18 protein-coding genes are annotated in these 19,677 nt (G+C 73.6%); 2 read left to right on the forward strand and 16 right to left on the reverse strand.

Annotation, left to right across the window (positions count from 1 at the left end; all coding sequences use genetic code 11):
• The first annotated feature begins 56 nt into the window (after nucleotides 1-56).
• A complete protein-coding gene (locus ACWCPN_RS01685; RefSeq protein ID WP_451201757.1) occupies nucleotides 57-1,490 on the forward strand; it encodes an MFS transporter in 1,434 nt (477 codons plus the stop codon).
• Here the strand turns inward: ACWCPN_RS01685 and ACWCPN_RS01690 are convergent.
• From ACWCPN_RS01690 to ACWCPN_RS01725, 8 genes are all read right to left on the reverse strand, one after another.
• Nucleotides 1,475-2,494 (reverse strand): S66 family peptidase, encoded by a 1,020-nt coding sequence (locus tag ACWCPN_RS01690; RefSeq protein WP_451201758.1) that lies wholly within the window; start codon nucleotides 2,492-2,494, stop codon nucleotides 1,475-1,477. The two genes, ACWCPN_RS01685 and ACWCPN_RS01690, sit on opposite strands and share 16 nt — an antisense overlap.
• Nucleotides 2,495-2,535: 41 nt before the next feature.
• Nucleotides 2,536-2,895 carry an MmcQ/YjbR family DNA-binding protein gene (locus ACWCPN_RS01695; protein ID WP_451201759.1) on the reverse strand — a complete coding sequence of 120 codons (360 nt, stop codon included), beginning with the start codon at nucleotides 2,893-2,895 and terminating at the stop codon, nucleotides 2,536-2,538.
• Nucleotides 2,892-4,190: a hemolysin family protein gene (locus ACWCPN_RS01700; protein WP_451201761.1), complete on the reverse strand. Its 1,299-nt coding sequence runs from the start codon at nucleotides 4,188-4,190 to the stop codon at nucleotides 2,892-2,894. The genes ACWCPN_RS01695 and ACWCPN_RS01700 overlap by 4 nt, the downstream gene beginning before the upstream one ends.
• Before the next feature lie 16 nt (nucleotides 4,191-4,206).
• On the reverse strand, nucleotides 4,207-4,704 hold the full coding sequence (gene ybeY, locus ACWCPN_RS01705) for an rRNA maturation RNase YbeY (RefSeq protein WP_365123631.1): 498 nt from the start codon (nucleotides 4,702-4,704) through the stop codon (nucleotides 4,207-4,209).
• Nucleotides 4,705-4,716: 12 nt separating this feature from the next.
• Nucleotides 4,717-5,796: a PhoH family protein gene (locus tag ACWCPN_RS01710; RefSeq protein ID WP_365123634.1), complete on the reverse strand. Its 1,080-nt coding sequence runs from the start codon at nucleotides 5,794-5,796 to the stop codon at nucleotides 4,717-4,719.
• 147 nt (nucleotides 5,797-5,943) lie between these two features.
• A complete protein-coding gene (locus tag ACWCPN_RS01715; protein WP_451201763.1) occupies nucleotides 5,944-7,086 on the reverse strand; it encodes a carbohydrate kinase family protein in 1,143 nt (380 codons plus the stop codon).
• 108 nt (nucleotides 7,087-7,194) lie between these two features.
• Nucleotides 7,195-8,535, reverse strand: a complete 1,341-nt coding sequence (locus tag ACWCPN_RS01720; RefSeq protein WP_451201765.1) for a glucarate dehydratase family protein — start codon at nucleotides 8,533-8,535, stop codon at nucleotides 7,195-7,197.
• Nucleotides 8,532-9,428 carry a 5-dehydro-4-deoxyglucarate dehydratase gene (locus ACWCPN_RS01725; protein ID WP_451201767.1) on the reverse strand — a complete coding sequence of 299 codons (897 nt, stop codon included), beginning with the start codon at nucleotides 9,426-9,428 and terminating at the stop codon, nucleotides 8,532-8,534. The genes ACWCPN_RS01720 and ACWCPN_RS01725 overlap by 4 nt, the downstream gene beginning before the upstream one ends.
• A gap of 356 nt (nucleotides 9,429-9,784) precedes the next feature.
• Between ACWCPN_RS01725 and ACWCPN_RS01730 the strand changes: the two genes are divergently transcribed.
• On the forward strand, nucleotides 9,785-11,059 hold the full coding sequence (locus ACWCPN_RS01730; protein WP_451201769.1) for an MFS transporter: 1,275 nt from the start codon (nucleotides 9,785-9,787) through the stop codon (nucleotides 11,057-11,059).
• Here the strand turns inward: ACWCPN_RS01730 and ACWCPN_RS01735 are convergent.
• The 8 genes from ACWCPN_RS01735 to ACWCPN_RS01770 all read right to left on the reverse strand — a co-directional run bounded on the left by ACWCPN_RS01735 (nucleotide 11,023) and on the right by ACWCPN_RS01770 (nucleotide 19,547).
• Nucleotides 11,023-12,015 (reverse strand): adenosine deaminase, encoded by a 993-nt coding sequence (locus ACWCPN_RS01735; RefSeq protein ID WP_451201770.1) that lies wholly within the window; start codon nucleotides 12,013-12,015, stop codon nucleotides 11,023-11,025. The genes ACWCPN_RS01730 and ACWCPN_RS01735 overlap by 37 nt on opposite strands.
• Nucleotides 12,016-12,035: 20 nt before the next feature.
• A complete protein-coding gene (locus ACWCPN_RS01740) occupies nucleotides 12,036-12,941 on the reverse strand; it encodes a ribonuclease Z (RefSeq protein WP_451201772.1) in 906 nt (301 codons plus the stop codon).
• A 6-nt stretch (nucleotides 12,942-12,947) separates the two neighbouring features.
• Nucleotides 12,948-13,301, reverse strand: a complete 354-nt coding sequence (locus tag ACWCPN_RS01745; protein ID WP_451201773.1) for a histidine triad nucleotide-binding protein — start codon at nucleotides 13,299-13,301, stop codon at nucleotides 12,948-12,950.
• A gap of 65 nt (nucleotides 13,302-13,366) precedes the next feature.
• Nucleotides 13,367-16,573 carry a S41 family peptidase gene (locus ACWCPN_RS01750; protein ID WP_451201774.1) on the reverse strand — a complete coding sequence of 1,069 codons (3,207 nt, stop codon included), beginning with the start codon at nucleotides 16,571-16,573 and terminating at the stop codon, nucleotides 13,367-13,369.
• 46 nt (nucleotides 16,574-16,619) lie between these two features.
• Nucleotides 16,620-17,174, reverse strand: coding sequence for a hypothetical protein (locus ACWCPN_RS01755; protein WP_451201775.1), 555 nt, complete (start codon nucleotides 17,172-17,174; stop codon nucleotides 16,620-16,622).
• Nucleotides 17,175-17,267: 93 nt separating this feature from the next.
• Nucleotides 17,268-17,660, reverse strand: a complete 393-nt coding sequence (locus tag ACWCPN_RS01760) for a VOC family protein (RefSeq protein WP_451201776.1) — start codon at nucleotides 17,658-17,660, stop codon at nucleotides 17,268-17,270.
• A 16-nt stretch (nucleotides 17,661-17,676) separates the two neighbouring features.
• The gene (locus tag ACWCPN_RS01765) at nucleotides 17,677-18,429 is read right to left on the reverse strand and encodes a 16S rRNA (uracil(1498)-N(3))-methyltransferase (protein ID WP_451201778.1); all 753 of its coding nucleotides are present in this window, start codon (nucleotides 18,427-18,429) and stop codon (nucleotides 17,677-17,679) included.
• On the reverse strand, nucleotides 18,426-19,547 hold the full coding sequence (locus ACWCPN_RS01770; RefSeq protein ID WP_451201780.1) for a nitronate monooxygenase: 1,122 nt from the start codon (nucleotides 19,545-19,547) through the stop codon (nucleotides 18,426-18,428). The genes ACWCPN_RS01765 and ACWCPN_RS01770 overlap by 4 nt, the downstream gene beginning before the upstream one ends.
• Between the last annotated feature and the right edge of the window lie 130 nt (nucleotides 19,548-19,677).

Genomic DNA, 19,677 nt, shown 5'->3' on the forward strand with positions numbered 1-19,677 from the left:
CCACCACCATAAGTTCCGACTCCCCACGCCTGTTCCGTTCGCCCGAAGCTCGGTCCATGGCGTTCGACACCACCTCTCAGACCACCACCCAGGCTCCCGCCCCCGCGGGCGGACCGCTCGGCACCCCCCGGCTGTCGACGCGGGACAAGCTGGTCCTCTTCGTCCTGTGCGCGGCCCAGTTCATGGTCGCGCTGGACTTCTCCGTCCTGAACGTGGCCCTGCCCGAGCTGGGCACCGACCTCGGCATGAGCCGCTCCGCCCTGCAGTGGGCGGTCACCGCGTTCGCGCTCCCCTCCGGCGGCTTCCTGCTGCTGTTCGGCCGGGTCGGCGACCTGTACGGCCGCCGGAAGCTGTTCCTCGCCGGCCTCGCCCTGTTCGGCGCGGCCTCACTGCTGGCGACCCTGGCCTGGGGCCCGGTGTCCTTCCTCACCGGGCGCGCGCTGCAGGGCCTCGGCGCGGCCGCGATCGTGCCGACCGGCATGTCCCTGCTCACCACCACCTTCCCGGAGGGCCCGGCGCGCGACCGCGCCCTCGGTATCTCCGGCACCCTGCTGTCGCTGGGCTTCACGATCGGCATGGTGGCGGGCGGCGTCCTGACCGACGCCCTCGGCTGGCGCTCCACCATGGCCCTGCTCACCGTGTTCGCGCTGATCGTGCTGCCGCCGGCGCCGGGTCTGCTGCCGGAGTCCCGCACCCCCGACCGCCCGCGGCTCGACGTGCCCGGCGCGGTCACCGTCACCGCCGGCCTGCTGTCGCTGATCTACGCCCTGTCCACGGCCGCCGGCCACGGCTTCGGCCGCGCCGAGGTCGTCGCCGCGCTGATCGCCGGCCTGCTCCTGCTGGCCCTGTTCACGGCCGTGGAGTCCCGCTCGGCCTCTCCGCTGGTCTCCCTGCCCATGCTGCGCCGCCGCACGGTGGCGTGGGGCAACGTGGGCGGCCTGGTCACCTTCTCGATGATGTCGACGGTGATCTTCGTCCTGACCCTGTACTTCCAGGAGACCCTGCGTCTGTCGGCCTTCGAGACGGGTCTGGTCTTCGGCTTCCAGGGCGTGCTGTCGGCCGTCGCCGGCACGCTGGCACCGCGGGTCATCGGCCGCTTCGGTGCCCGCCGTACGCTGGTCGGCTCGCTGACCGGGCAGGGTGTGCTGATCGCCGCGCTGCTGCCGCTGAACGCCCACGCCTGGTCGGTGTGGCCGGCCGCGGCCGCGGTCGCCCTGGCGAGCATGTGCCACCTGGGCGCGATCATCTCGTACGGCCTCACCGTCACCTGCGGCGTCCCGGACGGGGAGCAGGGGCTGGCCACCGGCCTGGTGACCTCCACCCAGCAGGTGGGCATCACGGTCGGCATCCCCCTGCTGGGTGTGCTGGCCACCACCTCGCACGACCTGCTGTCCGGCGTCCACACGGTGCTGGCGCTGGACGCGGCGATCGTGCTGACCGCCGCGGTCCTCGTGGGACTGGGCCTGCGCCGGGCTCAGGCCAGGGTCTGAACGATCTCGCTCCGCGCGGCCGTGTGCACCACACGGCCGCGCGCGCCGTTCACCAGCGCCAGATAGGGCGGGACGTGCCCGCACTCGACGTCCGCGATGATCGGCACCCCGAGCGGGCCGAGGGCGTCGAGGACCGCCTCGTGCTGGGTGAGGGTGCGGCCGTCCGGGGCCTTGGTGCGGCCCACGAGGACGGCCGCGGCGCGGTCGAAGAACCCGGCGAGCCGCATGCCGTGCAGATTGCGGCAGATGCTGTAGGCGTTGTCCTCGCAGGCCTCGACGTAGACGAGCAGGTCGTCGCCGGCCGCGAAGGACCGCGTGTCCAGCAGCCGGGTGCCCGCCAGGTTGACCAGGGTCTCGATGCAGCCGCCGATCAGCCGGCCCTCGACGTCCACGTCACCGGTGCCGTCGAGCCGGGTCCAGGTGCCGGCCGTGTCCAGGGTGAGGTCGCGGATCTCCGGGTGGACGCCGTAGTCGTCCCAGCCGGTGGCGCGGTGGCGGCCGGGCGGGGTCTGGGCGAGCGGCCGGCCCTGCGGGGCGGTGACGACGTCCAGCCAGGACAGCAGGCCCTCGGGCGTCCGGTAGGGCGTGTCCATGAGGTTGTTGCCGTGCACGGTGGCGACCCCCGTGAGCAGGGTCAGCGGGGTGATGATCGTCGAGATGTCCGACCAGCCCACGACCCAGGTCGGCTCGGCCCGCGCGATCGCCTCGAAGTCGAGCAGCGGCAGCAGGTCGATGGCGGTCTCCCCGCCCCACGGCGGCACCACGGCCCGGATGGCGGGGTCGGTCAGCATCCCGGTCAGTTCGGCGGCGCGTTCGGCGGCCGGGGCGCTGATGTGGGTCGAGCCGTCCATGCACCGGCCGACGACGACCTCGTAACCGCGCGCTTCGAGGTCCCGGATCGCGACGTCGAGCCGGCCCCGGTGCTCCTTCGCCACTCCGCTGGACGGAGAGGTCACGCCGATACGGTCACCGGGGCGCAGGGGGCGCGGATATCGAACAGTCATGCACGATTCTGGCATGCCGTCGACGGGCCGCGGCAAGTGAATTACGGCCGGTCCAGGCGCAGCCGCTCCGCCCTCGGCAGTCCCGCGACGACCAGGTCGTAGGAGTCCTCGATCAGTTCCCGGACCTGGCGGTCCGGCAGACCGCCGTCGACGGTCACCGTGTTCCAGTGGCGCTTGCTCATGTGCCAGCCGGGCACGATCAGCCCTTCGTGCTCCGCGCGCAGCCGGACCGCGTCCTCCGGGTCGCACTTGAGGTTCACCGTCAGGGGCCGCGCGCCCAGGTTCGTCAGGGCGAACATCTTGCCGAGGACCTTGAACACGGAGGTCTCCGGGTTGAACGGGAAGTCCTCCACGACCGCGTTGAAGGACAGGCAGAAGGCGCGCAGCTCCTTGGGGGTCACTCGGGGGTCGCCTCCTCGGCGGCCTTGCCGGCCGGCTCCACCAGCACCGTCACGATCTTGTTCCGGCGTCCGGCCGCCGCCTCGGCGGTCAGCCGCAGCCTGCGTTCGTCGGGCAGTTCGACCTCGGCGGAGGCGCCGGCGATGGGGACCCGGCCGAGCGCCTTGGCGAGCAGCCCGCCGACGGTCTCCACGTCCTCGTCGTCGTACTCCTCCAGGCCGTACAGCTCGCCGAGGTCGGTGATGTCCAGGCGCGCGGTGACCCGGTGGCGGTCGTCGCCGAGATCCTCCACGGGCGGGAGTTCCCGGTCGTACTCGTCGGTGATCTCGCCGACGATCTCCTCGAGGATGTCCTCGATGGTGACGATGCCGGCGGTGCCGCCGTACTCGTCGATGACGACGGCGACGTGGTTGCGCTCCTTCTGCATCTCGCGCAGCAGGTCGCCGGCGTTCTTGGTGTCGGGGACGAAGACGGCCGGGCGCATGGCGGTCGACACCAGGTCGTTCTCGGCGTCGCGGCTGATGTGCGTCTTGCGGACCAGGTCCTTGAGGTACACGATCCCGACGATGTCGTCCTCGCTCTCCCCGGTGACCGGGATGCGGGAGAAACCGGAGCGCAGGGCGAGGGTGAGCGCCTGCCGGATGGTCTTGTACCGCTCGATGACCACCAGGTCGGTGCGCGGCACCATGACCTCGCGCACCAGGGTGTCGCCGAGTTCGAAGACCGAGTGCACCATACGGCGCTCCTCGTCCTCGATCAGCGACTCCTTCTCGGCGAGGTCCACCATCGCGCGCAGCTCGGCCTCGGAGGCGAAGGGGCCGCGGCGGAAGCCCTTGCCGGGGGTGAGCGCGTTGCCGATGAGGATCAGCAGCGACGGGATCGGGCCCATGATCCGGGCCAGCGGCAGCAGCACGTACGCGGCCGCCGTAGCCGTGTTGATCGGGTGCTGGCGGCCGATGGTGCGCGGCGAGACGCCGACGGCGACGTACGACACCAGCACCATGACGCCGATGGCGACCAGCAGGGCCTGCCAGGTGGCGGCGAACTCCTGCAGGCAGGCGTACGTCACCAGGGCCGCGGCCGCCATCTCGCAGGCGACGCGGACCAGCAGGGCGACGTTCAGGTAGCGGGTGGGGTCGGCGGCGACCTGGGCCAGCCGGGCGCTGCCGCGCCGGCCGGACTTCACGGCCTCCTCGGCCCGGAAGCTGGAGACGCGCGCGATGCCCGCCTCGGCGCAGGCGGCCAGCCAGGCGACGACGACGAGCGCGATCGCGCCCATCACGATCTGCGGATTCATGCGTGGACCGACCCGCCTACGAGACGGTCGGCGCCGGGGACGGCCCGGTCAGTCCGCGCTCGGACCGCCACCCGTCGACGATGGCGGCCTGGAGCCCGAACATCTCGGCCTTCTCGTCGGGTTCCTCGTGGTCGTACCCGAGCAGGTGCAGCACTCCGTGGACGGTGAGCAGTTGGAGCTCCTCGTCCATGGAGTGCTGCGTCGGCGCCTCGTCGCCCTGCTTCTTGGCGACCTCCGGGCACAGCACGATGTCGCCGAGCAGTCCCTGCGGCGGCTCGTCGTCGTCCTTCGACGGCGGCCGCAGCTCGTCCATCGGGAACGACATGACATCGGTGGGCCCGGGCAGGTCCATCCACTGGATGTGGAGCTGCTCCATGGCGTCGGCGTCCACGACGATCACCGAGAGCTCGGAGAGCGGGTGGATGCGCATCCGCGCGAGCGCGTAGCGGGCGATGTCGAGGATCGCCTGCTCGTCGACCTCGGTGCCGGACTCGTTGTTGACGTCGATCGACATGGGCGTGCTGGTCTACTTCCCCTTGGGACCCTTGGCGCCGGTTCTGCCACGGCCGCCCTGGTGGGTGCCGTTCTCGGTGCCGTGCTTGCTGTCGTACATCTCGTACGCGTCGACGATACGGCCCACCAGCTTGTGCCGTACGACATCCTGCGACGACAGCCGGGAGAAGTGGACGTCCTCGACGCCCTCCAGGATCTCCTGCACCTGCCGCAGACCGCTCCTGGTCCCGTTCGGCAGGTCGACCTGGGTGACGTCACCGGTGATCACGATCTTCGAGTCGAAGCCGAGCCGGGTGAGGAACATCTTCATCTGCTCGGGCGAGGTGTTCTGGGCCTCGTCCAGGATGATGAAGGCGTCGTTGAGCGTACGGCCGCGCATGTACGCCAGCGGCGCGACCTCGATGGTCCCGGCGGCCATCAGGCGCGGGATCGAGTCCGGGTCGAGCATGTCGTGCAGCGCGTCGTACAGCGGGCGCAGGTAGGGGTCGATCTTCTCGTAGAGCGTGCCGGGCAGGAAGCCGAGCCGCTCTCCCGCCTCCACCGCCGGGCGGGTCAGGATGATCCGGTTGACCTGCTTGGACTGCAGGGCCTGGACCGCCTTGGCCATGGCCAGGTAGGTCTTGCCGGTACCGGCGGGGCCGATGCCGAAGACGATCGTGTGCTTGTCGATCGCGTCGACGTACCGCTTCTGGTTGAGCGTCTTCGGCCGGATCGTCCGGCCGCGCGAGGACAGGATGTTCTGCGTCAGCACCTCGGCCGGGGTCTCCGGGCCGTCGCTCGTCCCGTTCTCGCTCGCCTTGAGCATGGCGATCGAGCGTTCCACTGCGTCCTCCGTCATCGGCTGCCCGGTGCGGAGCACCAGCATCATCTCGTCGAACACGCGCGAGATCAGAGCGACGTCCGCGGGTTCGCCGACCGCGCTGATCTCATTGCCCCGGACATGTATGTCGGCTGCCGGGAAGGCCTTCTCGATCACGCGCAGGAGGGAGTCGCCGGAACCCAGCACGGTCACCATGGGGTGCTGGGCGGGGACGGTGAGCTGTGCTCGCGCCTGCTCCCGCGCGGGGATGTGAGCTTGGGGTGTCTGAGTCATGGGCCGGCGCTTAAGGCCTGCGATTCCTCCTCGTCACGGCCGCGTAGCTGAGGGCGGCCTCGCACTGTCAAGAGTACGACGGGCCACCGACAACGCCGTAGGGTTTTTCCGCCGGAGGCGGACCCCGGCCGGGGGCTTGCCGCCCCGTCAGGCCGAACGCCCGAACCCGAGCGTCGGCACCGCCCGCCGCAGCGGCCACGGGCGGTCCAGCCGCTCGGGCACGAGGCCGTCGAGGAAGCCGTACCGGCGCAGCGCCTCGGGGCTCTGGCCCGGTACCGACTGCACGCGGCGCCACCACGCCCCGATCTCGGACCACCCCGGCGCCGACAGCGAGCCGCCGAACTCCTGCACGGAGAGGGCCGCGGTGAGGCCCGCGAGCGCGAGCCGGTCGGCGAGCGGCCGGCCCGCCAGGGTCGCCGTGACGAAACCGGCCACGAAGACGTCCCCGGCCCCGGTGGGATCCAGCGCCTCCACGGCGATCGCCGGGACCTCCGCGGTCTCCCCGGTGCGCCGGTCCACGGCGTACGCCCCGTCCGCGCCGAGGGTGACGACGGCCACCGGGACGTGTTCGGTCAGCGCGTGCGCGGCCGCGCGCGGGCAGTCGGCCCCGGTGTACCGCATCGCCTCCGCCGCGTTGGGCAGGAACGCCTCGCAGTGCCCGAGGTCGGGAAGCCCGGCCAGGTCCCAGGCCCCGGTCTCGTCCCAGCCGACGTCGGCGAAGATCCGGGTGCCCGCGCGGGCCGCCTCCGCGATCCAGGGGGCGCGCTTGCCGGGAGCCAGGGAGGCGACGGCGGCCCGCGCGCGGGGCGGGAAGTCCGGCGCCGGTTCCTCCGGGGGCGGTTCGTGGCCGTGGGAGACCATCGTCCGCTCCCCCTCGTACGCCATGGAGACGGTGACCGGCGAGTGCCAGCCGGGCACGGTCCGGGAGGGCGCGAGGTCGATGCCCTCGCCCCGGGCGAGGGCGTCCCAGCAGTACTCGCCGTAGTGGTCGTCGCCGAACGCCGCCGCGAGGGAGGTCCGCAGGCCGAGCCTGGCGAGCGCGGTGGCCATGTTGGCGACCCCGCCGGGGCTGGAGCCCATCCCCCGGGCCCAGGACTCGGTGCCGCGCACGGGTGCCGAGTCCAGGCCGGTGAAGACGATGTCGAGGAAGACCGTGCCCGTGAGGTACACGTCCCAGGGCGGGTCGCCGGGTGCCCGGAGGGCGGCGAGCGGGTCGACCTGGGCCTGGCGGCGCGCCGCCTGCGTGAGGTGTTCGGGTTCCTCTCCGGCGATCGAGCGGGACGGGGTCACGGTGCGCTCCCTGAGCTGGTGCGGATCTGGCCAGTGTGCACCACTTCCCGCCAGGGGTACGGCCGCTCGCACCGGCGCCGTCGCCGTCGCGGTGTCACCGCCGGGATGTCACCAGCGGGGCATCACCGGGGTCCGCCACCCGGGCTCGGCCCGCCGCATCGCCGCCGCGTCGTCGCGCTCGCGCAGCGCGCCGTCGTCCCGTTTCCACCGCCGGTGCAGCCGGGCCAGTTCGTCCCGGTCCAGCTCGACGCCGAGGCCGGGCGCGTCGGACACCGCGACCCGGCCGCCGGTGAAGGCGGGCCGCTCGGTGAGGACGTCCTCGGACTGCCAGGGGTAGTGGGAGTCGCAGGCGTGGTGGAGGTCGGGCACGGTCGACGCCACGTGGGTCATGGCGGCGAGGCTGATGCCGAGGTGGGTGTTGGAGTGCATGGACACCCCGACCCCGAAGGCGGCGCAGATCGCGGCGAGCTGCCGGGTGTTGCGCAGCCCTCCCCAGTAGTGGTGGTCGGAGAGCACGACCTGGACGGCGTCCCTGGTGAACGCCTCCCGGATCTCGCCGACGGTGGTCACGCACATGTTGGTGGCGAGGGGCACGGCCGTCCGGCGCCCGCCACCGTCCTCGTCCGGGGCGCTCCGCGCCGCCTCTCTCAGCGCGGCGGACACCTCGGCCATCGCGTGGGTGCCCAGGGTGGGGTCCTCCAGGTACTCCAGGACGTCGCCGAGTTCCTCCGCGACCTTCAGCGAGGTCTCCACCGACCAGGCGCCGTTGGGGTCGAGGCGCAGCGGGTGGCCGGGGAAGGCCTCGGCGAGGGCGCGTACGGCGGCGATCTCCTGCTCGGGCGGGAAGACGCCACCCTTGAGCTTGAAGGAGGTGAATCCGTACCGCTCCTTGAACAGGCGTGCCTGGGCGACGACTCCGGCCGGGTCGAGGGCGGCGCCCCAGTCGTCCGGCTCGCCGGGCACGCCCTCGGGGTGCCCGGCCCACTTGTAGAAGAGGTAGGCGCTGTACTCGACGGTGTCCCGCAGCCTGCCGCCGAGGAGGGCGTGCACGGGGAGTCCGAGCGCCCTGCCCTGGGCGTCGAGGCAGGCCACCTCGAAGGCGGACAGCACGGACAGCCGGAGTTTGTCGGCGCTCTGCACGCCCCTGAGTCCGCCGGCGTCCACGGCTCCCCGGACCCGGCGCTCGTCCACGGCGAGGTCCAGCGCGAAGAGGCTGTTCACATCCATGACCGAGTGTCCGGTCAGCCGCTCGGCCAGCGGGCGGGCCAGCTCCAGGTACTTGGTGTCGCCGTAGGTCTCGCCGAGGCCGGTGATCCCGTCGGCCGTGACGACCTCCACGATCAGCCGGGGGGTGTACGGCTGGTGCACGCCCTGGGTGTTGAGCAGCGGCGGGTCGGCGACCAGGATCGGCGTCAGGCGCACCTCGGCGATGGTCAGGTCACGGGTCACAGACAGGCTCCTACGAGGTCGAGTCCGGCGGCGAGCAGGGCCCTGAGGTCGGCGAGGTCGGCGGGCGAGGGGTCGGTGAGCGGGGCCCGGACCGGGCCGACGCGCTCCCCGCGCAGCCGGGCCGCCGCCTTCACCAGGGACACCGCGTATCCGGGTACGCGGTCGCGGAGTTCGACGAGGGGGACGTAGAAGTCGCGCAGCAGTCTCCCGGTCGTGGCGTGGTCGCCGTCCCGCAGCGCGGTGAAGAAGGCGCCGGCGATCTCGGGGGCGAAGGCGTGCACGGCGGAGGAGTAGGCGGGGACGCCGACGGTGGCGTAGGCGCGGGCCTGGATCTCGGCGGTGGCGGCGCCGTTGAAGAACAGGAAGTCCCCGGGGGCGGCGAGGGTGAGGCGCTGGAGGCGGTCGAGGTCACTGTGGCCGTCCTTGAGGCCGATGACGTTCGGGATGCGCGCGATGCGCCGCAACGACGCCACGGTGTAGGCGACCTGGCCGCGCTGGTAGGCGACGATCGGCAGCCGGGTGCGGTCGGCGAGCCGCTCGAGCTGGGCTACGAGGCCCTCCTGCGGCGCGGCGACGAGGTAGTGCGGCAGCACCAGCAGGGCGTCGGCGCCCGCCTCCTCGGCGATCCGCGCGAACCGGGCGGCCTGCGCCCAGCCGTACCCGGTCCCGGCGACCACGGGCACCCGGCCCGCCGCCTCCTCGACGGCGATGGTGACGACCTGCCGGTACTCCTCCTCGTCCAGGGAGAAGAACTCCCCGGTGCCGCAGGCCGGGAAGACGGCTCCGGGTCCGGCGGCGAGCCGGGCGGCGACATGCGCGCGGGAGCCGTCGGGGTCGAGGGTGCCGTCGTCGTGGAAGGCGGTCAGGGGGAAGGACAGCACACCGCGCGCCATACCCTCCGCGAGTCGCCGCGCCACGCCCCGCGGACTTCGGTCGCCGCCCACCAGACCATCTCCCGTTGTGAATGCCGTCTATGTATGAGAACTGAGGCTAGATACACGAACAGGGAGCCGTCAATGGCGCCGCGTCAGCCGGACACCCGAACGGCGGGCAGGGGTCGAGGGAGCGCGTGCTTTTACCCGTGATCATCGGGGTCAAACGCAAGAGTGATCCAGATCACTCCACCCGAACTTCTTCTGGAACCGCGTGCTTGATACAACTTGCTCGCGCGTTCCCGTCCGTCGACGGCCGTCGCCCTCCCCTCTCCCCCGGCTCTCGAGCCGCTCCTTCGCCTGCCCTGGGAACGCCCGTGTCCGCCCCCCGCTCCATGCCCTGGCCCCTCGTCGCCCTTTTCACGGCCGGGTACCTCGCCCCGTATCTGCTGCCGACCACCGTCGGCCGGCTGGACACCGGGCTTCCGCTCACCACCACCCAGGCCGGTGCCATCGGCAGTGCCCTGCTGCTGAGTTCGGCGGCCGCCGGCTTCCTGCTGGCCTCCCGGGTCGAGCGGGCCGGCGCCCGCACCCTGGCCCGTCTGGGCCTCGCGCTCGCCTTCCTCGGCTACGGAGGGGCCGCGCTCAGCCATGCCGTACCGGCCGTCGTCGTGGGCGCGCTCCTCGGCGGTTTCGGCTCCGGCACGGTCACGGCGGTCGCCGCCAGTGGCATCGCCGCTCTGGGGGCGCCCCCAGCTCGAGCGGAGTCGAGGGACTGGGGGAGGGACCCGCACCGGGCCACCACGTTCGGCCTGCTCGGCGTCTCCGCGCTCGCCGGTGCGCTCTATCTGACGATCCCCCACCTCGGCCCCGGCCACGGCCTGCCGCTCGCCGCGATCGCCCTGACCGCGCTCGGGGTGTGGCCGTTCACCGGCCGGCTGTCCGGCGCCACGGCCCCGGCCCGCCGTCCGGCCGGTCCCGGCGCCAGACTGCCGCACCGGCGGGCCGGACTGCTGCTCGCCGCGGCCATGCCCTGCTGGTCACTGGCGCAGAACGCGCTGTGGGGCGTCAGCGGACGCATCGGCCTCGGCCAGGCCCATCTGACCGAGGTCACCGTCGGCGCGGTGTTCGCCGTCGCGCTCGGCGCCGGACTGGTCGGCGTGGTGGGCGCCGGTGCGCTCGGACCGCGTCTCGGCCAGGCGGTGCCGATCGGCGCGGGTACGGCGCTCATCGCGGGCTGCATCGTGCTCAGCGCCTCGGCTGACGGGCTGCCGGCCTTCGCGGCGGGCGAGATCTCCTGGAACCTGCTCTACCCGGTCGTGCTGTCGTACGTCATCGGCCTGGCCGCGTCCCTGGACCCGCGGGGCCGCTGGGCGGTGCTGGTCGGTTCGGCGGCGTCGCTGGGCACGGCGGCGGGCCCGCTGACCGGAAGCGTGCTGGCGGCGGGGGCGGGCTTCCCGGTCATGGGCCAGGTCCTGGCCGCCGGCCTGCTGGCGATCGCGGTGCCGATGACGCTGGTGGCCCTGCGCGCGGGCCGGCTGCCGCTGCCCGTGGTGGAGATCCAGGTGGAGGCCCCGGTCCCGGCCGCGCAGGGGGCGTACGACACCGCCGCCGCCTATCCGAACTCGTACGCCTCCACCTCGGCGAGGTAGCGGGCCCGGCGCTCCTCGTCGTCCTCCAGGAAGGAGGCGAGGAAGGAGTTGCGGGCCAGTTCCCGGAGCCGTTCCTCGCCGAGGCCCAGCTCCGAGCGCACCGCGTCGAAGTTGTCGCCGGCGTACCCGCCGAAGTAGGCGGGGTCGTCGGAGTTGACCGTGCACCGCAGCCCGGCGTCCAGCATCGCGGGCAGCGGGTGCTCGGCGAGCACGTCCACCGTGCGCAGCCGGACGTTGGACAGCGGGCACAGGGTCAGCGGGACACGGTCCCGGACCAGCCGCTCGACCAGCGCCGGGTCCTCCATGCAGCGCAGGCCGTGGTCGACGCGCTCCACGCCGAGGACGTCCAGGGCCTCGGTGATGTACTCCGGCGGCCCCTCCTCACCGGCGTGCGCCACGCGGCGCAGCCCGAGCGCGGCGGCGGCCTCGTACACCTCCCGGAACTTCGCCGGCGGGTGGCCGACCTCGGCGGAGTCGAGGCCGACACCGGTGATCCGGTCCAGGTACGGCCGGGCCGCCTGGAGGGTCTCCAGCGCCGACTCGGCCGACTCGTCGCGCAGGAAGCACAGGATCAGCCTGGTGGAGACGCCGTGGTTCTCCTCGCTGCGGCCGAGCGCCCGCCACAGCCCCTCCACGACGGTGCCCATGTCCAGTCCCCGGGCGAGGTGGGCCTGCGGGTCGAAGAAGATCTCCGCGTGCCGGACGCCCTGCGCGGCGGCGCGGGCGAGGTAGGCGTCGGCCAGGTCCGCGAAGTCCTGCTCGGTACGCAGGACGGCCATCAGCTCGTAGTACAGGTTCAGGAAGGACTGCAGGTCCTCGAACCGGTAGGCCTCGCGGAGCTGTTCGGTGTCGGCGTAGGGCAGCGCGACCCCATTGCGGGCGGCCAGCTCGAACGCCAGCTCGGGCTCCAGGGTGCCTTCGATGTGCAGGTGCAGTTCTGCTTTGGGGAGGGGCATCAAAGCATCGTACGAGGGTTTTATCTCCGTTTCGGAACCGGCACCCGCAGCAGGTCGTAGGCCACGGTCAGCTCGCCCTCGAACCCGGCGGCCCGCGCCTGCCGCTCGAACTCCTCCGGCTCCGGGTAGCGCTGGCTGAAGTGGGTGAGGACGAGGTGCCGCACCCCGGCGTCACGCGCCACGGCCGCCGCCTGTCCCGCCGTCAGATGGCCGTGGTCCGCCGCCAGTCCGGCGTCCTCGTCGAGGAACGTGGACTCGATGACGAGCAGGTCGCAGCCCTCGGCGAGCGCGTGCACCCCGTCGCACAGCCGGGTGTCCATGACGAACGCGAACCGCTGCCCGCGCCGCACCTCGCTGACGTCCTCCAGCGTCACGTCCCCGAGCCTGCCCTCGCGCTGGAGGCGGCCGACGTCCGGGCCCCCGATGCCGTGCGCGGCGAGCCGGCCCGGCAGCATCCGGCGCCCGTCGGGCTCGGTCAGCCGGTAGCCGTAGGACTCGACGGGGTGGGACAGCTTCCGGGCCTCGAGCGTGTACGACGGGGTCGCGGCGAGGACGCCGTCGGCGGCGACGGGTGCCTCGGTCAGGCGGACCGTCTCCCGGTAGGCGGTCGCGTACCGCAGCCGGTCGAAGAAGCGCTGACCGGAGCGCGGGTAGTGCGCGGTCACCTCGTGCGGGACCTGGTCGAGGTTGATCCGCTGGATCACTCCGGCCAGCCCGAGGGAGTGGTCGCCGTGGAAGTGCGTGACGCAGATCCGGTTCAGGTCGTGGGCGGCGACCCCGGCACGCAGCATCTGCCGCTGGGTGCCCTCGCCGGGGTCGAACAGGATGCCCTCGCCGTCCCAGCGCAGGAGGTAGCCGTTGTGGTTGCGGTGCCGGGTGGGGACCTGGCTGGCGGTGCCGAGGACGACGAACTCACGGACGGACATGACCGCTTATCCCGGGGGCCATTCCAGGCCACGGCCGCCGAGGACGTGCGCGTGGGCGTGCCAGACGGTCTGGCCGGCGCCGCTTCCGGTGTTGAAGACGACGCGGTAGCTGTCCAGCTTCTCCTCGTCGGCGACGGCCTGGGTCTCGGCGAGCACGTCGGCCGCGAGCCGCGGGGCGCCGGCGGCGAGTTCGGCCGCGTTCTTGTAGTGGGCCTTGGGGATCACCAGGACGTGGGTGGGGGCCTGCGGGTTTATGTCCCGGAAGGCCACGGTGGTCTCGGTCTCACGGACGACCGTCGCCGGGATGGCGCCCGCGACGATCTTGCAGAACAGGCAGTCGTCCTGCGGTTCCCCTGCCATGGGTGTGCCTCCTGACGCCGGTGATCAGTACCGGGGCATCGTATCGGGGGTGCCGCGCGATCCGGTCACGGCAGTTCGGGCGGCGTCTTGGCGGGAGTCGCCTCCAGCGCCTCCAGGGCCAGCCGGACCGCCTCGTCCAGCTGGACGTCCCGGCCCGCCGCGTGGTCCTGCGGGCGCTGCAGGACCTCGACGTCGGGGTCGACGCCGTGGTTCTCCACGCCCCATCCGGGGCCCTCCAGCCAGAACGCGTACTTCGGCTGGGTGATCAGGGTGCCGTCGACCAGGCGGTAGCGGCTGTCGATGCCGATGACCCCGCCCCAGGTGCGGGTGCCGACGACCGGACCGATGCCGAGGGCGCGGATCGCCGCGTTGACGATGTCCCCGTCGGAACCGGAGAACTCGTTGGCGACGGCGACGACGGGCCCGCGCGGGGCGTCCCTCGGGTAGCTCTCGGGCCGCATCCCGCGCGGCAGGTCCCAGCCGACGATGCGCCGGGCCAGCTTCTCCACGACGAGCTGGGAGGTGTGGCCGCCGCGGTTCTCCCGGACGTCGACGACCAGCCCCTCGCGGGCCACCTCGATGCGCAGGTCGCGGTGGATCTGGGCCCAGCCGGGCGCCTGCATGTCGGGCACGTGCAGATAGCCGAGCCGGCCGCCGGACCGCTCGTGGACGTGGGCGCGGCGTCCGGCGACCCAGGCGTGGTAGCGCAGGGGCTCCTCGTCCGCGAGCGGGACCACGACCACGTGCCGCAGATCGCCGCCGCCGGCCGGGGAGACGGTCAGCTCGACGGGTTTGCCGGCCGTGCCGGTGAGCAGCGGGCCGGGGCCGGTGACCGGGTCGACCGGCTGCCCGGCGACCGCGACGATCGCGTCCCCGGGGCGCACGGCGACGCCGGGCGCGGCCAGCGGGGAACGGGCGTCGGGGTCGGAGGTCTCCGAGGGCAGGATGCGGTCGACGCGCCAGCCGCCGTCCTCATGGCGGGAGATGTCGGCGCCGAGCAGCCCCTGCCGGGCGCCGTCGCCGAAGCCGCCGCGCGGGGTGACGTAGGCGTGCGAGGTGCCGAGCTCGCCCTGCACCTCCCAGAGCAGGTCCACCAGGTCGTCGTGGGTGGCGAGGCGGTCGAGGACGGGCCGGTACCGGTCGAGGACGCCGTCCCAGTCGACGCCGCCCATGTCGGCCCGCCAGAAGTTGTCCCGCATGATGCGGCCCGTCTCGTCGTACATCTGCCGCCATTCGGCGACCGGGTCGACGGTCTGCCGGATCCGGGTGAGGTCGACGACGATGTTCGAGTCGCCGCCCTCGTCGTCGGAGGCGTGCCGGTCGGCGGGTACGACCCTGAGCCGGCCGTCGCTCCACAGCAGCACCCGCCTGCCGTCGCCGCTGACCTCGAAGTGGTCGGCGTCGGCGGCGAGGTGTTCCAGGCGCTGCTGGGCGAGGTCGTAGCGCTCCAGGCGGGTCTTGGGGTCGGGGGCGTCGGGCGTGGCGCGGCCCGCGCCGAGGACGCCGCGCACCGGGTGGCGCAGCCAGAGCACCCCGTCCCTGGCCGCGCGCAGGTTGGAGTAGCGGGCGGCCTCGACCGGGAAGGGCACGATGCGGTCGGCGAGGCCGTCGAGGTCGATCCGGGTCGCCGGGGTGCCCTCGCTGTCCGGCGTCTCGTCCTTGTCGGGGGTGCCGAAGGGCCGGCCGTGCCGCTGCGGCCCGAACGGCGACGGGGTGGTCGCGGCCAGGGTGATCAGGTGCGGCCGGACGCCCTCCACGAAGGCCAGGTCGAAGACGTGCTCGTCGTAGACCGGGTCGAAGGAGCGGCTGGAGAGGAAGGCGAGGTGCTTGCCGTCCAGGGTGAAGGCGGGCGCGTAGTCCTGGAACCGCAGCGGGGTCGCCTCGGTGACCGACAGGTCGGTGGTGTTGGCGAGGCGGAGCTGGGAGAGGGGCAGGGGCCCGGGGTGGGCCCAGGCGAGCCAGCCGGAGTCGGGTGAGAAGGCGAGGCCGTGGACGTCGCCGTGCTCGCTGCGGGTCACCTCGCGCACCTCACCGGTCTCCCGCTCGACCAGCAGCAGCCGCCCGTCGTGCGCGGCGACGGCGGCCCGGCTGCCGTCGGGTGCCATGGCCAGTTCCAGGACGCGGCCGAGCTGTCCGGCCGCGAGCCGGCGCGGGGGCGTACCGAGTGCGGCGCCGGTGGCGGGCGCGAACTCCAGGGCGTCCTCGCCCTCGGCGTCCGTCACCCACACCACCCACTCCTCGCCCTCCGAGCGGAAGGTGCGCGGCAGCCGGGTCCGCACGCCCGGCTGGGCGGCGAGCGCCCGGGCGGGGCCGGAGCGGTGGGTGACCCAGTGGACGGCGCCGCGCACGGCGACCGCGCTGCCGCGCGCGGTGTGGTCGGGGGCGGCGGTGCCGAACCAGTGGGAGGCGTTCACCGGGAACGGCTGGAGGTCCACGCGCGGTCCGCCGAGCCGGATGTCCAGCGGGCGCGGTTCGGCGCCGTCCAGGTCGTCCAGCAGCCAGAGTTCACCGGCGCGGGAGTAGACGACCCGGGTGCCGTCGGTGGCGGCGTGCCGGGCGTAGAAGCCCTCCAGCGGGGTGTGCCGGCGCAGGTCGGAGCCGTCGGCGAGGGAGGAGTAGAGCGCGCCGGTGCCCTCGTGGTCGGAGAGGAACGCGATCCGGTCGCCGGCCCACAGCGGGTACTCGATGTTGCCGTCCAGCTCCTCGTGCAGCCGGACGAACTCGCCGTCGCCCTCACGGTCGATCCACAGCTTGCCCGCCGTGCCGCCCCGGTACCGCTTCCACCAGGCGGCCTCGCGCCCCATCGGCGCGGACAGCAGCACCGTGTGCGGGCCGTGGGCGACATCGCCGACCGGACCGTACGGCAGGGTGGTGGCCGGTCCGCCGTCGAGCGGGACCGCCCGGGCCCAGCTCCGGCGCAGGCTCGCCTGGCCCTCGGTGCTGAGCGCGAGCACCCGGCCGTCCGGCGTCCAGCCGCGCACCTGGGTCCGCGCGCTTCCCCAGTGCGTCAGCCGCCTGGCGGGGCCGCCCGCCACCGGGGCTAGGTGCACCTCGGGGGCGCCGTCGCGGGTGGAGGTCCAGGCGACGGCGGTGCCGTCGGGTGAGACGCGGGGGTGGTTCACCGGCACGTTGTCGGCGCTGACCCGCCAGGCACGCCCGCCGTCGAGGGGGGCCAGCCAGACGTCGTCCTCGGCGACGAAGGTCACCAAGTCGCCGTGCGGGTGCGGGAATCGGAGGTAGCCGGAGGATGCCGTCGAAGCCGCCTGAGTCACCCCGTCACTGTACGCAGCGACCGGTGTCCCCCGCTCCCGGTTCCGATCACTTGCCCTCCACGGGCCGGCAACCCGGGTCGTTCGTGCACCAGATGGTCCGCGTCACGGTCACGGTGACGGTCGGCTGCCCGCCCCGCTGGGTGGGCGGCCGGTACGTCGGACCGGGCGTGGCGTCGCAGTCGCCGAGCCCGCTGACCCGGAACACCTGCCTGCCGCCGACCCTGGCCGTCAGATCACCGCGCACACAGGCCCCGTCCACGGCCCGGGTCACCTTCCCCTCGACCGTGATCCGCCGCCCGTCCCTGGTCTGCCCCTGGCAGTCGACGGACACGACGGTGCTCTGCGTCGGCGAGGGCGAACTGCGGGCCGTGGCACCGCCCTTGCCGCCGTAGTCGCCGGTGCAGGTGAGCCAGCTCACGTCCACGTGCCGCCGCTTCAGCTCGGCGGTCGCGGTGCTGTCGGTGGTGTACGCGGCCGAGGCCGAACTCAGGTCCCCCGGCTGACACGCCACCACCGCGCCCGCGCCCAGCACCACGAGCCCCGCCACGGCCGCACCGCGCACGATCCGCGGCCGGCGCCGAATCCGCCTCGATGCCCCCATGCAGGGCAGCGTGCCACCGCCGCTCCACGGACGGAAGGCCGCATACGGCCACTCACCCGTTCGGGCAGCGGCGGCCGCCGCGCGCCCCGGCCGTCAACCGCGCAGGAGGAGCCATTCCTGGAGTTCCACCACGTTGCCCTCCGGGTCCTTGAGGTGGGCCACGCGCATGCGGTCGGTCATCGGGGCCGGCCCGTGCAGCACGGTCGCGCCCCGGTCGGTGATCTGCGCGCAGTACGCGTCGAGGTCGTCCACGCGCAGCACGACCAGGGAGCGGTGCCCGGTGGCCGTCCCGCCCAGCTCCGCCAGGACCCCGGCCATCATCGCGCGGTCCTGCAGCGCGATCCCGGCCGAGCCGGCGTGCGGGCTGAACTTCTCGTACGGTCCCTCGCCGGTCCCGGACTGCGGCCTGAGGCCGAGGACGTCGGCGTAGAAGCGGTAGCAGGCCGCGAAGTCGCTCACGAGGAGCCGGACTTGGGCGAGTTCCATGACTGTCCCCCGGCGCTCAGGACCAGCGGCCGGTGCGGCCCAGCAGGAGGGCCGCCGCGGCGGTGCCGGCGGTGGAGGTGCGCAACACCGTGGGGCCCAGCACGCACGGCTTGGCGCCCGCCTCCTCGAAGAGCGCCAACTCGTCGCGGGCCACGCCTCCTTCGGGTCCCACGACCAGCACGATCTCGCCCTGCCCGGGGAGTTCGGCGGTGGCGAGGGGGGTGCTGTCGTGCTCGAAGTCCGAGTGGAGCACGGCGGCGAAGTCGGCCGCGGCGAGCAGGGCGGCGACCTGTCGGGTCGTCGCGGCGTCCGCGACCTCGGGGAAGCGGAGGCGGCGGGACTGCTTGCCGGCCTCGCGGGCGGTGGCGCGCCACTTCGCGAGGGCCTTCTGCCCGCGGTCGCCCTTCCACTGGGTGATGCAGCGCGCGGCCTGCCAGGGCACGATCGCGTCGACGCCCGTCTCGGTCATCATCTCCACGGCCAGTTCACCGCGGTCGCCCTTCGGGAGGGCCTGGACGACGGTGATGCGAGGGCTGTGTTCGGGCTCCGCCGGGAACGCGCGGGCCTCGACGGACATGTGGTCCTTGCCCGAGGTGCTGACGACGACCCCGGAGGCTCCCCGGCCCCGGCCGTCGGTGATCACGACTTCCTCACCGGGCTGCAGCCGCCGCACCGAGACGGCGTGCCGGCCCTCGGGTCCCTCCACGTCGATGACCGAGCCCGGGCCCACACCCTCGAGCGAGTCGACGACGAACACCGGCGCGGTCATCGCGCGTCACCCCCGGCCGACAGCTCCGTCCGGGCCGCGGCGAGCTCGGCCGTCAGCACCTCCACCAACTGCGCGGCCGGCAGTTCCCGGGCCAGCCGGTGCCCCTGGCCCGCCCACAGCGCCATGCCCTGCGCGTCACCGGCCTTGGCGGCGGCCTTGCGCAGCGGCGCCGTCACGTGGTGGACCTCCGGGTAGGCGGCGGGGGCGTAGGGGCCGTGCTCGCGCAGGAAGCGGTTGACCAGGCCGCGCGCCGGGCGGCCGGAGAAGGCGCGGGTCAGTTCGGTGCGCGCGAACAGCGGATTGGTCAGTGCCTGTTTGTGCAGGGCGTGGGCCCCGGACTCCGGGGTGGCGAGGAAGGCCGTGCCGAGCTGGGCGGCGCTCGCGCCCGCCGCGAGGACGGCGGCGATCTGGGCGCCGCGCATGATGCCGCCGGCGGCGACGACCGGGATGCGCACGGCCTCGCGGACCTGCGTGAGCAGCGACAGCAGCCCGATGCCGGAGCCGTCGTTCTCGGGGACGTCCCGGTGGGTGCCCTGGTGGCCGCCGGCCTCGGTGCCCTGCGCGATCACCGCGTCGGCCCCGGCCCGCTCGACCGCGCGCGCCTCCTCGGGGGTGGTGGCGGCGGCCAGGGTGAACGTCCCGGCGCGGTGCAGGGAGTCGATGACCTCACGGGCCGGGACCCCGAAGTGGAAGGAGACCACCGGCACCGGGTCGTCGAGCAGCACGGCGAGCTTGGCGTCGTAGCCGTCGTCCCGGCCGCTGTCCGGGTCGCCCAGCTCGGTCTCGTACCAGGCGGCCTCGCCCGCGAGCTGGTGGGTGTAGACCTCCACGGCGCCGGCGTCGAAGGGCGCGGCCCCGGCCGCTCCGGTGGAGCCGGTGCCCGCACCGGGGTGTTCGGGCTGCGGCATGAAGAGGTTCACGCCGAAGGGCCGGCCCGTGAGTCCCCGCAGCTGCTTGATCTCCTGGTACATGCCGTCGGCGGTCTTGTACCCGGCGGCGAGGAACCCGAGCCCGCCGGCCTCGGACACGGCCGCGGCGAGCTGCGGCACGGAGACGCCGCCCGCCATGGGAGCCTGCACGATCGGCCGGGGGAAGAGATCGGTCAGTGCGGAGGACATGACCGCATGTTGTCACGTCCCGGGGGGTGCGCCGAATCGGGTGTTCCCGCCTGGCACATGCCATTTTCCGGCCCGGTGGGCCGGGCCGGCGGGCGGGCCCGGTCCGGGGGCCAGGGGGCCGGGCCCCCTG

The organism is Streptomyces sp. NPDC002386 (assembly GCF_053593175.1).

Bases quoted from the DNA above. Each gene is read 5' to 3' on its own strand.
- ACWCPN_RS01735 (WP_451201770.1), bottom strand. From the start codon at position 12,015: ATGCCCCTCCCCAAAGCAGAACTGCACCTGCACATCGAAGGCACCCTG.
- ACWCPN_RS01725 (WP_451201767.1), bottom strand. From the start codon at position 9,428: ATGGCGCGCGGTGTGCTGTCCTTCCCCCTGACCGCCTTCCACGACGAC.
- ACWCPN_RS01755 (WP_451201775.1), bottom strand. From the start codon at position 17,174: ATGGGGGCATCGAGGCGGATTCGGCGCCGGCCGCGGATCGTGCGCGGT.
- ACWCPN_RS01765 (WP_451201778.1), bottom strand. From the start codon at position 18,429: ATGACCGCGCCGGTGTTCGTCGTCGACTCGCTCGAGGGTGTGGGCCCG.
- ACWCPN_RS01740 (WP_451201772.1), bottom strand. From the start codon at position 12,941: ATGTCCGTCCGTGAGTTCGTCGTCCTCGGCACCGCCAGCCAGGTCCCC.
- ybeY (WP_365123631.1), bottom strand. From the start codon at position 4,704: ATGTCGATCGACGTCAACAACGAGTCCGGCACCGAGGTCGACGAGCAG.
- ACWCPN_RS01700 (WP_451201761.1), bottom strand. From the start codon at position 4,190: ATGAATCCGCAGATCGTGATGGGCGCGATCGCGCTCGTCGTCGTCGCC.
- ACWCPN_RS01710 (WP_365123634.1), bottom strand. From the start codon at position 5,796: ATGACTCAGACACCCCAAGCTCACATCCCCGCGCGGGAGCAGGCGCGA.
- ACWCPN_RS01745 (WP_451201773.1), bottom strand. From the start codon at position 13,301: ATGGCAGGGGAACCGCAGGACGACTGCCTGTTCTGCAAGATCGTCGCG.
- ACWCPN_RS01760 (WP_451201776.1), bottom strand. From the start codon at position 17,660: ATGGAACTCGCCCAAGTCCGGCTCCTCGTGAGCGACTTCGCGGCCTGC.
- ACWCPN_RS01685 (WP_451201757.1), top strand. From the start codon at position 57: ATGGCGTTCGACACCACCTCTCAGACCACCACCCAGGCTCCCGCCCCC.
- ACWCPN_RS01770 (WP_451201780.1), bottom strand. From the start codon at position 19,547: ATGTCCTCCGCACTGACCGATCTCTTCCCCCGGCCGATCGTGCAGGCT.
- ACWCPN_RS01690 (WP_451201758.1), bottom strand. From the start codon at position 2,494: ATGACTGTTCGATATCCGCGCCCCCTGCGCCCCGGTGACCGTATCGGC.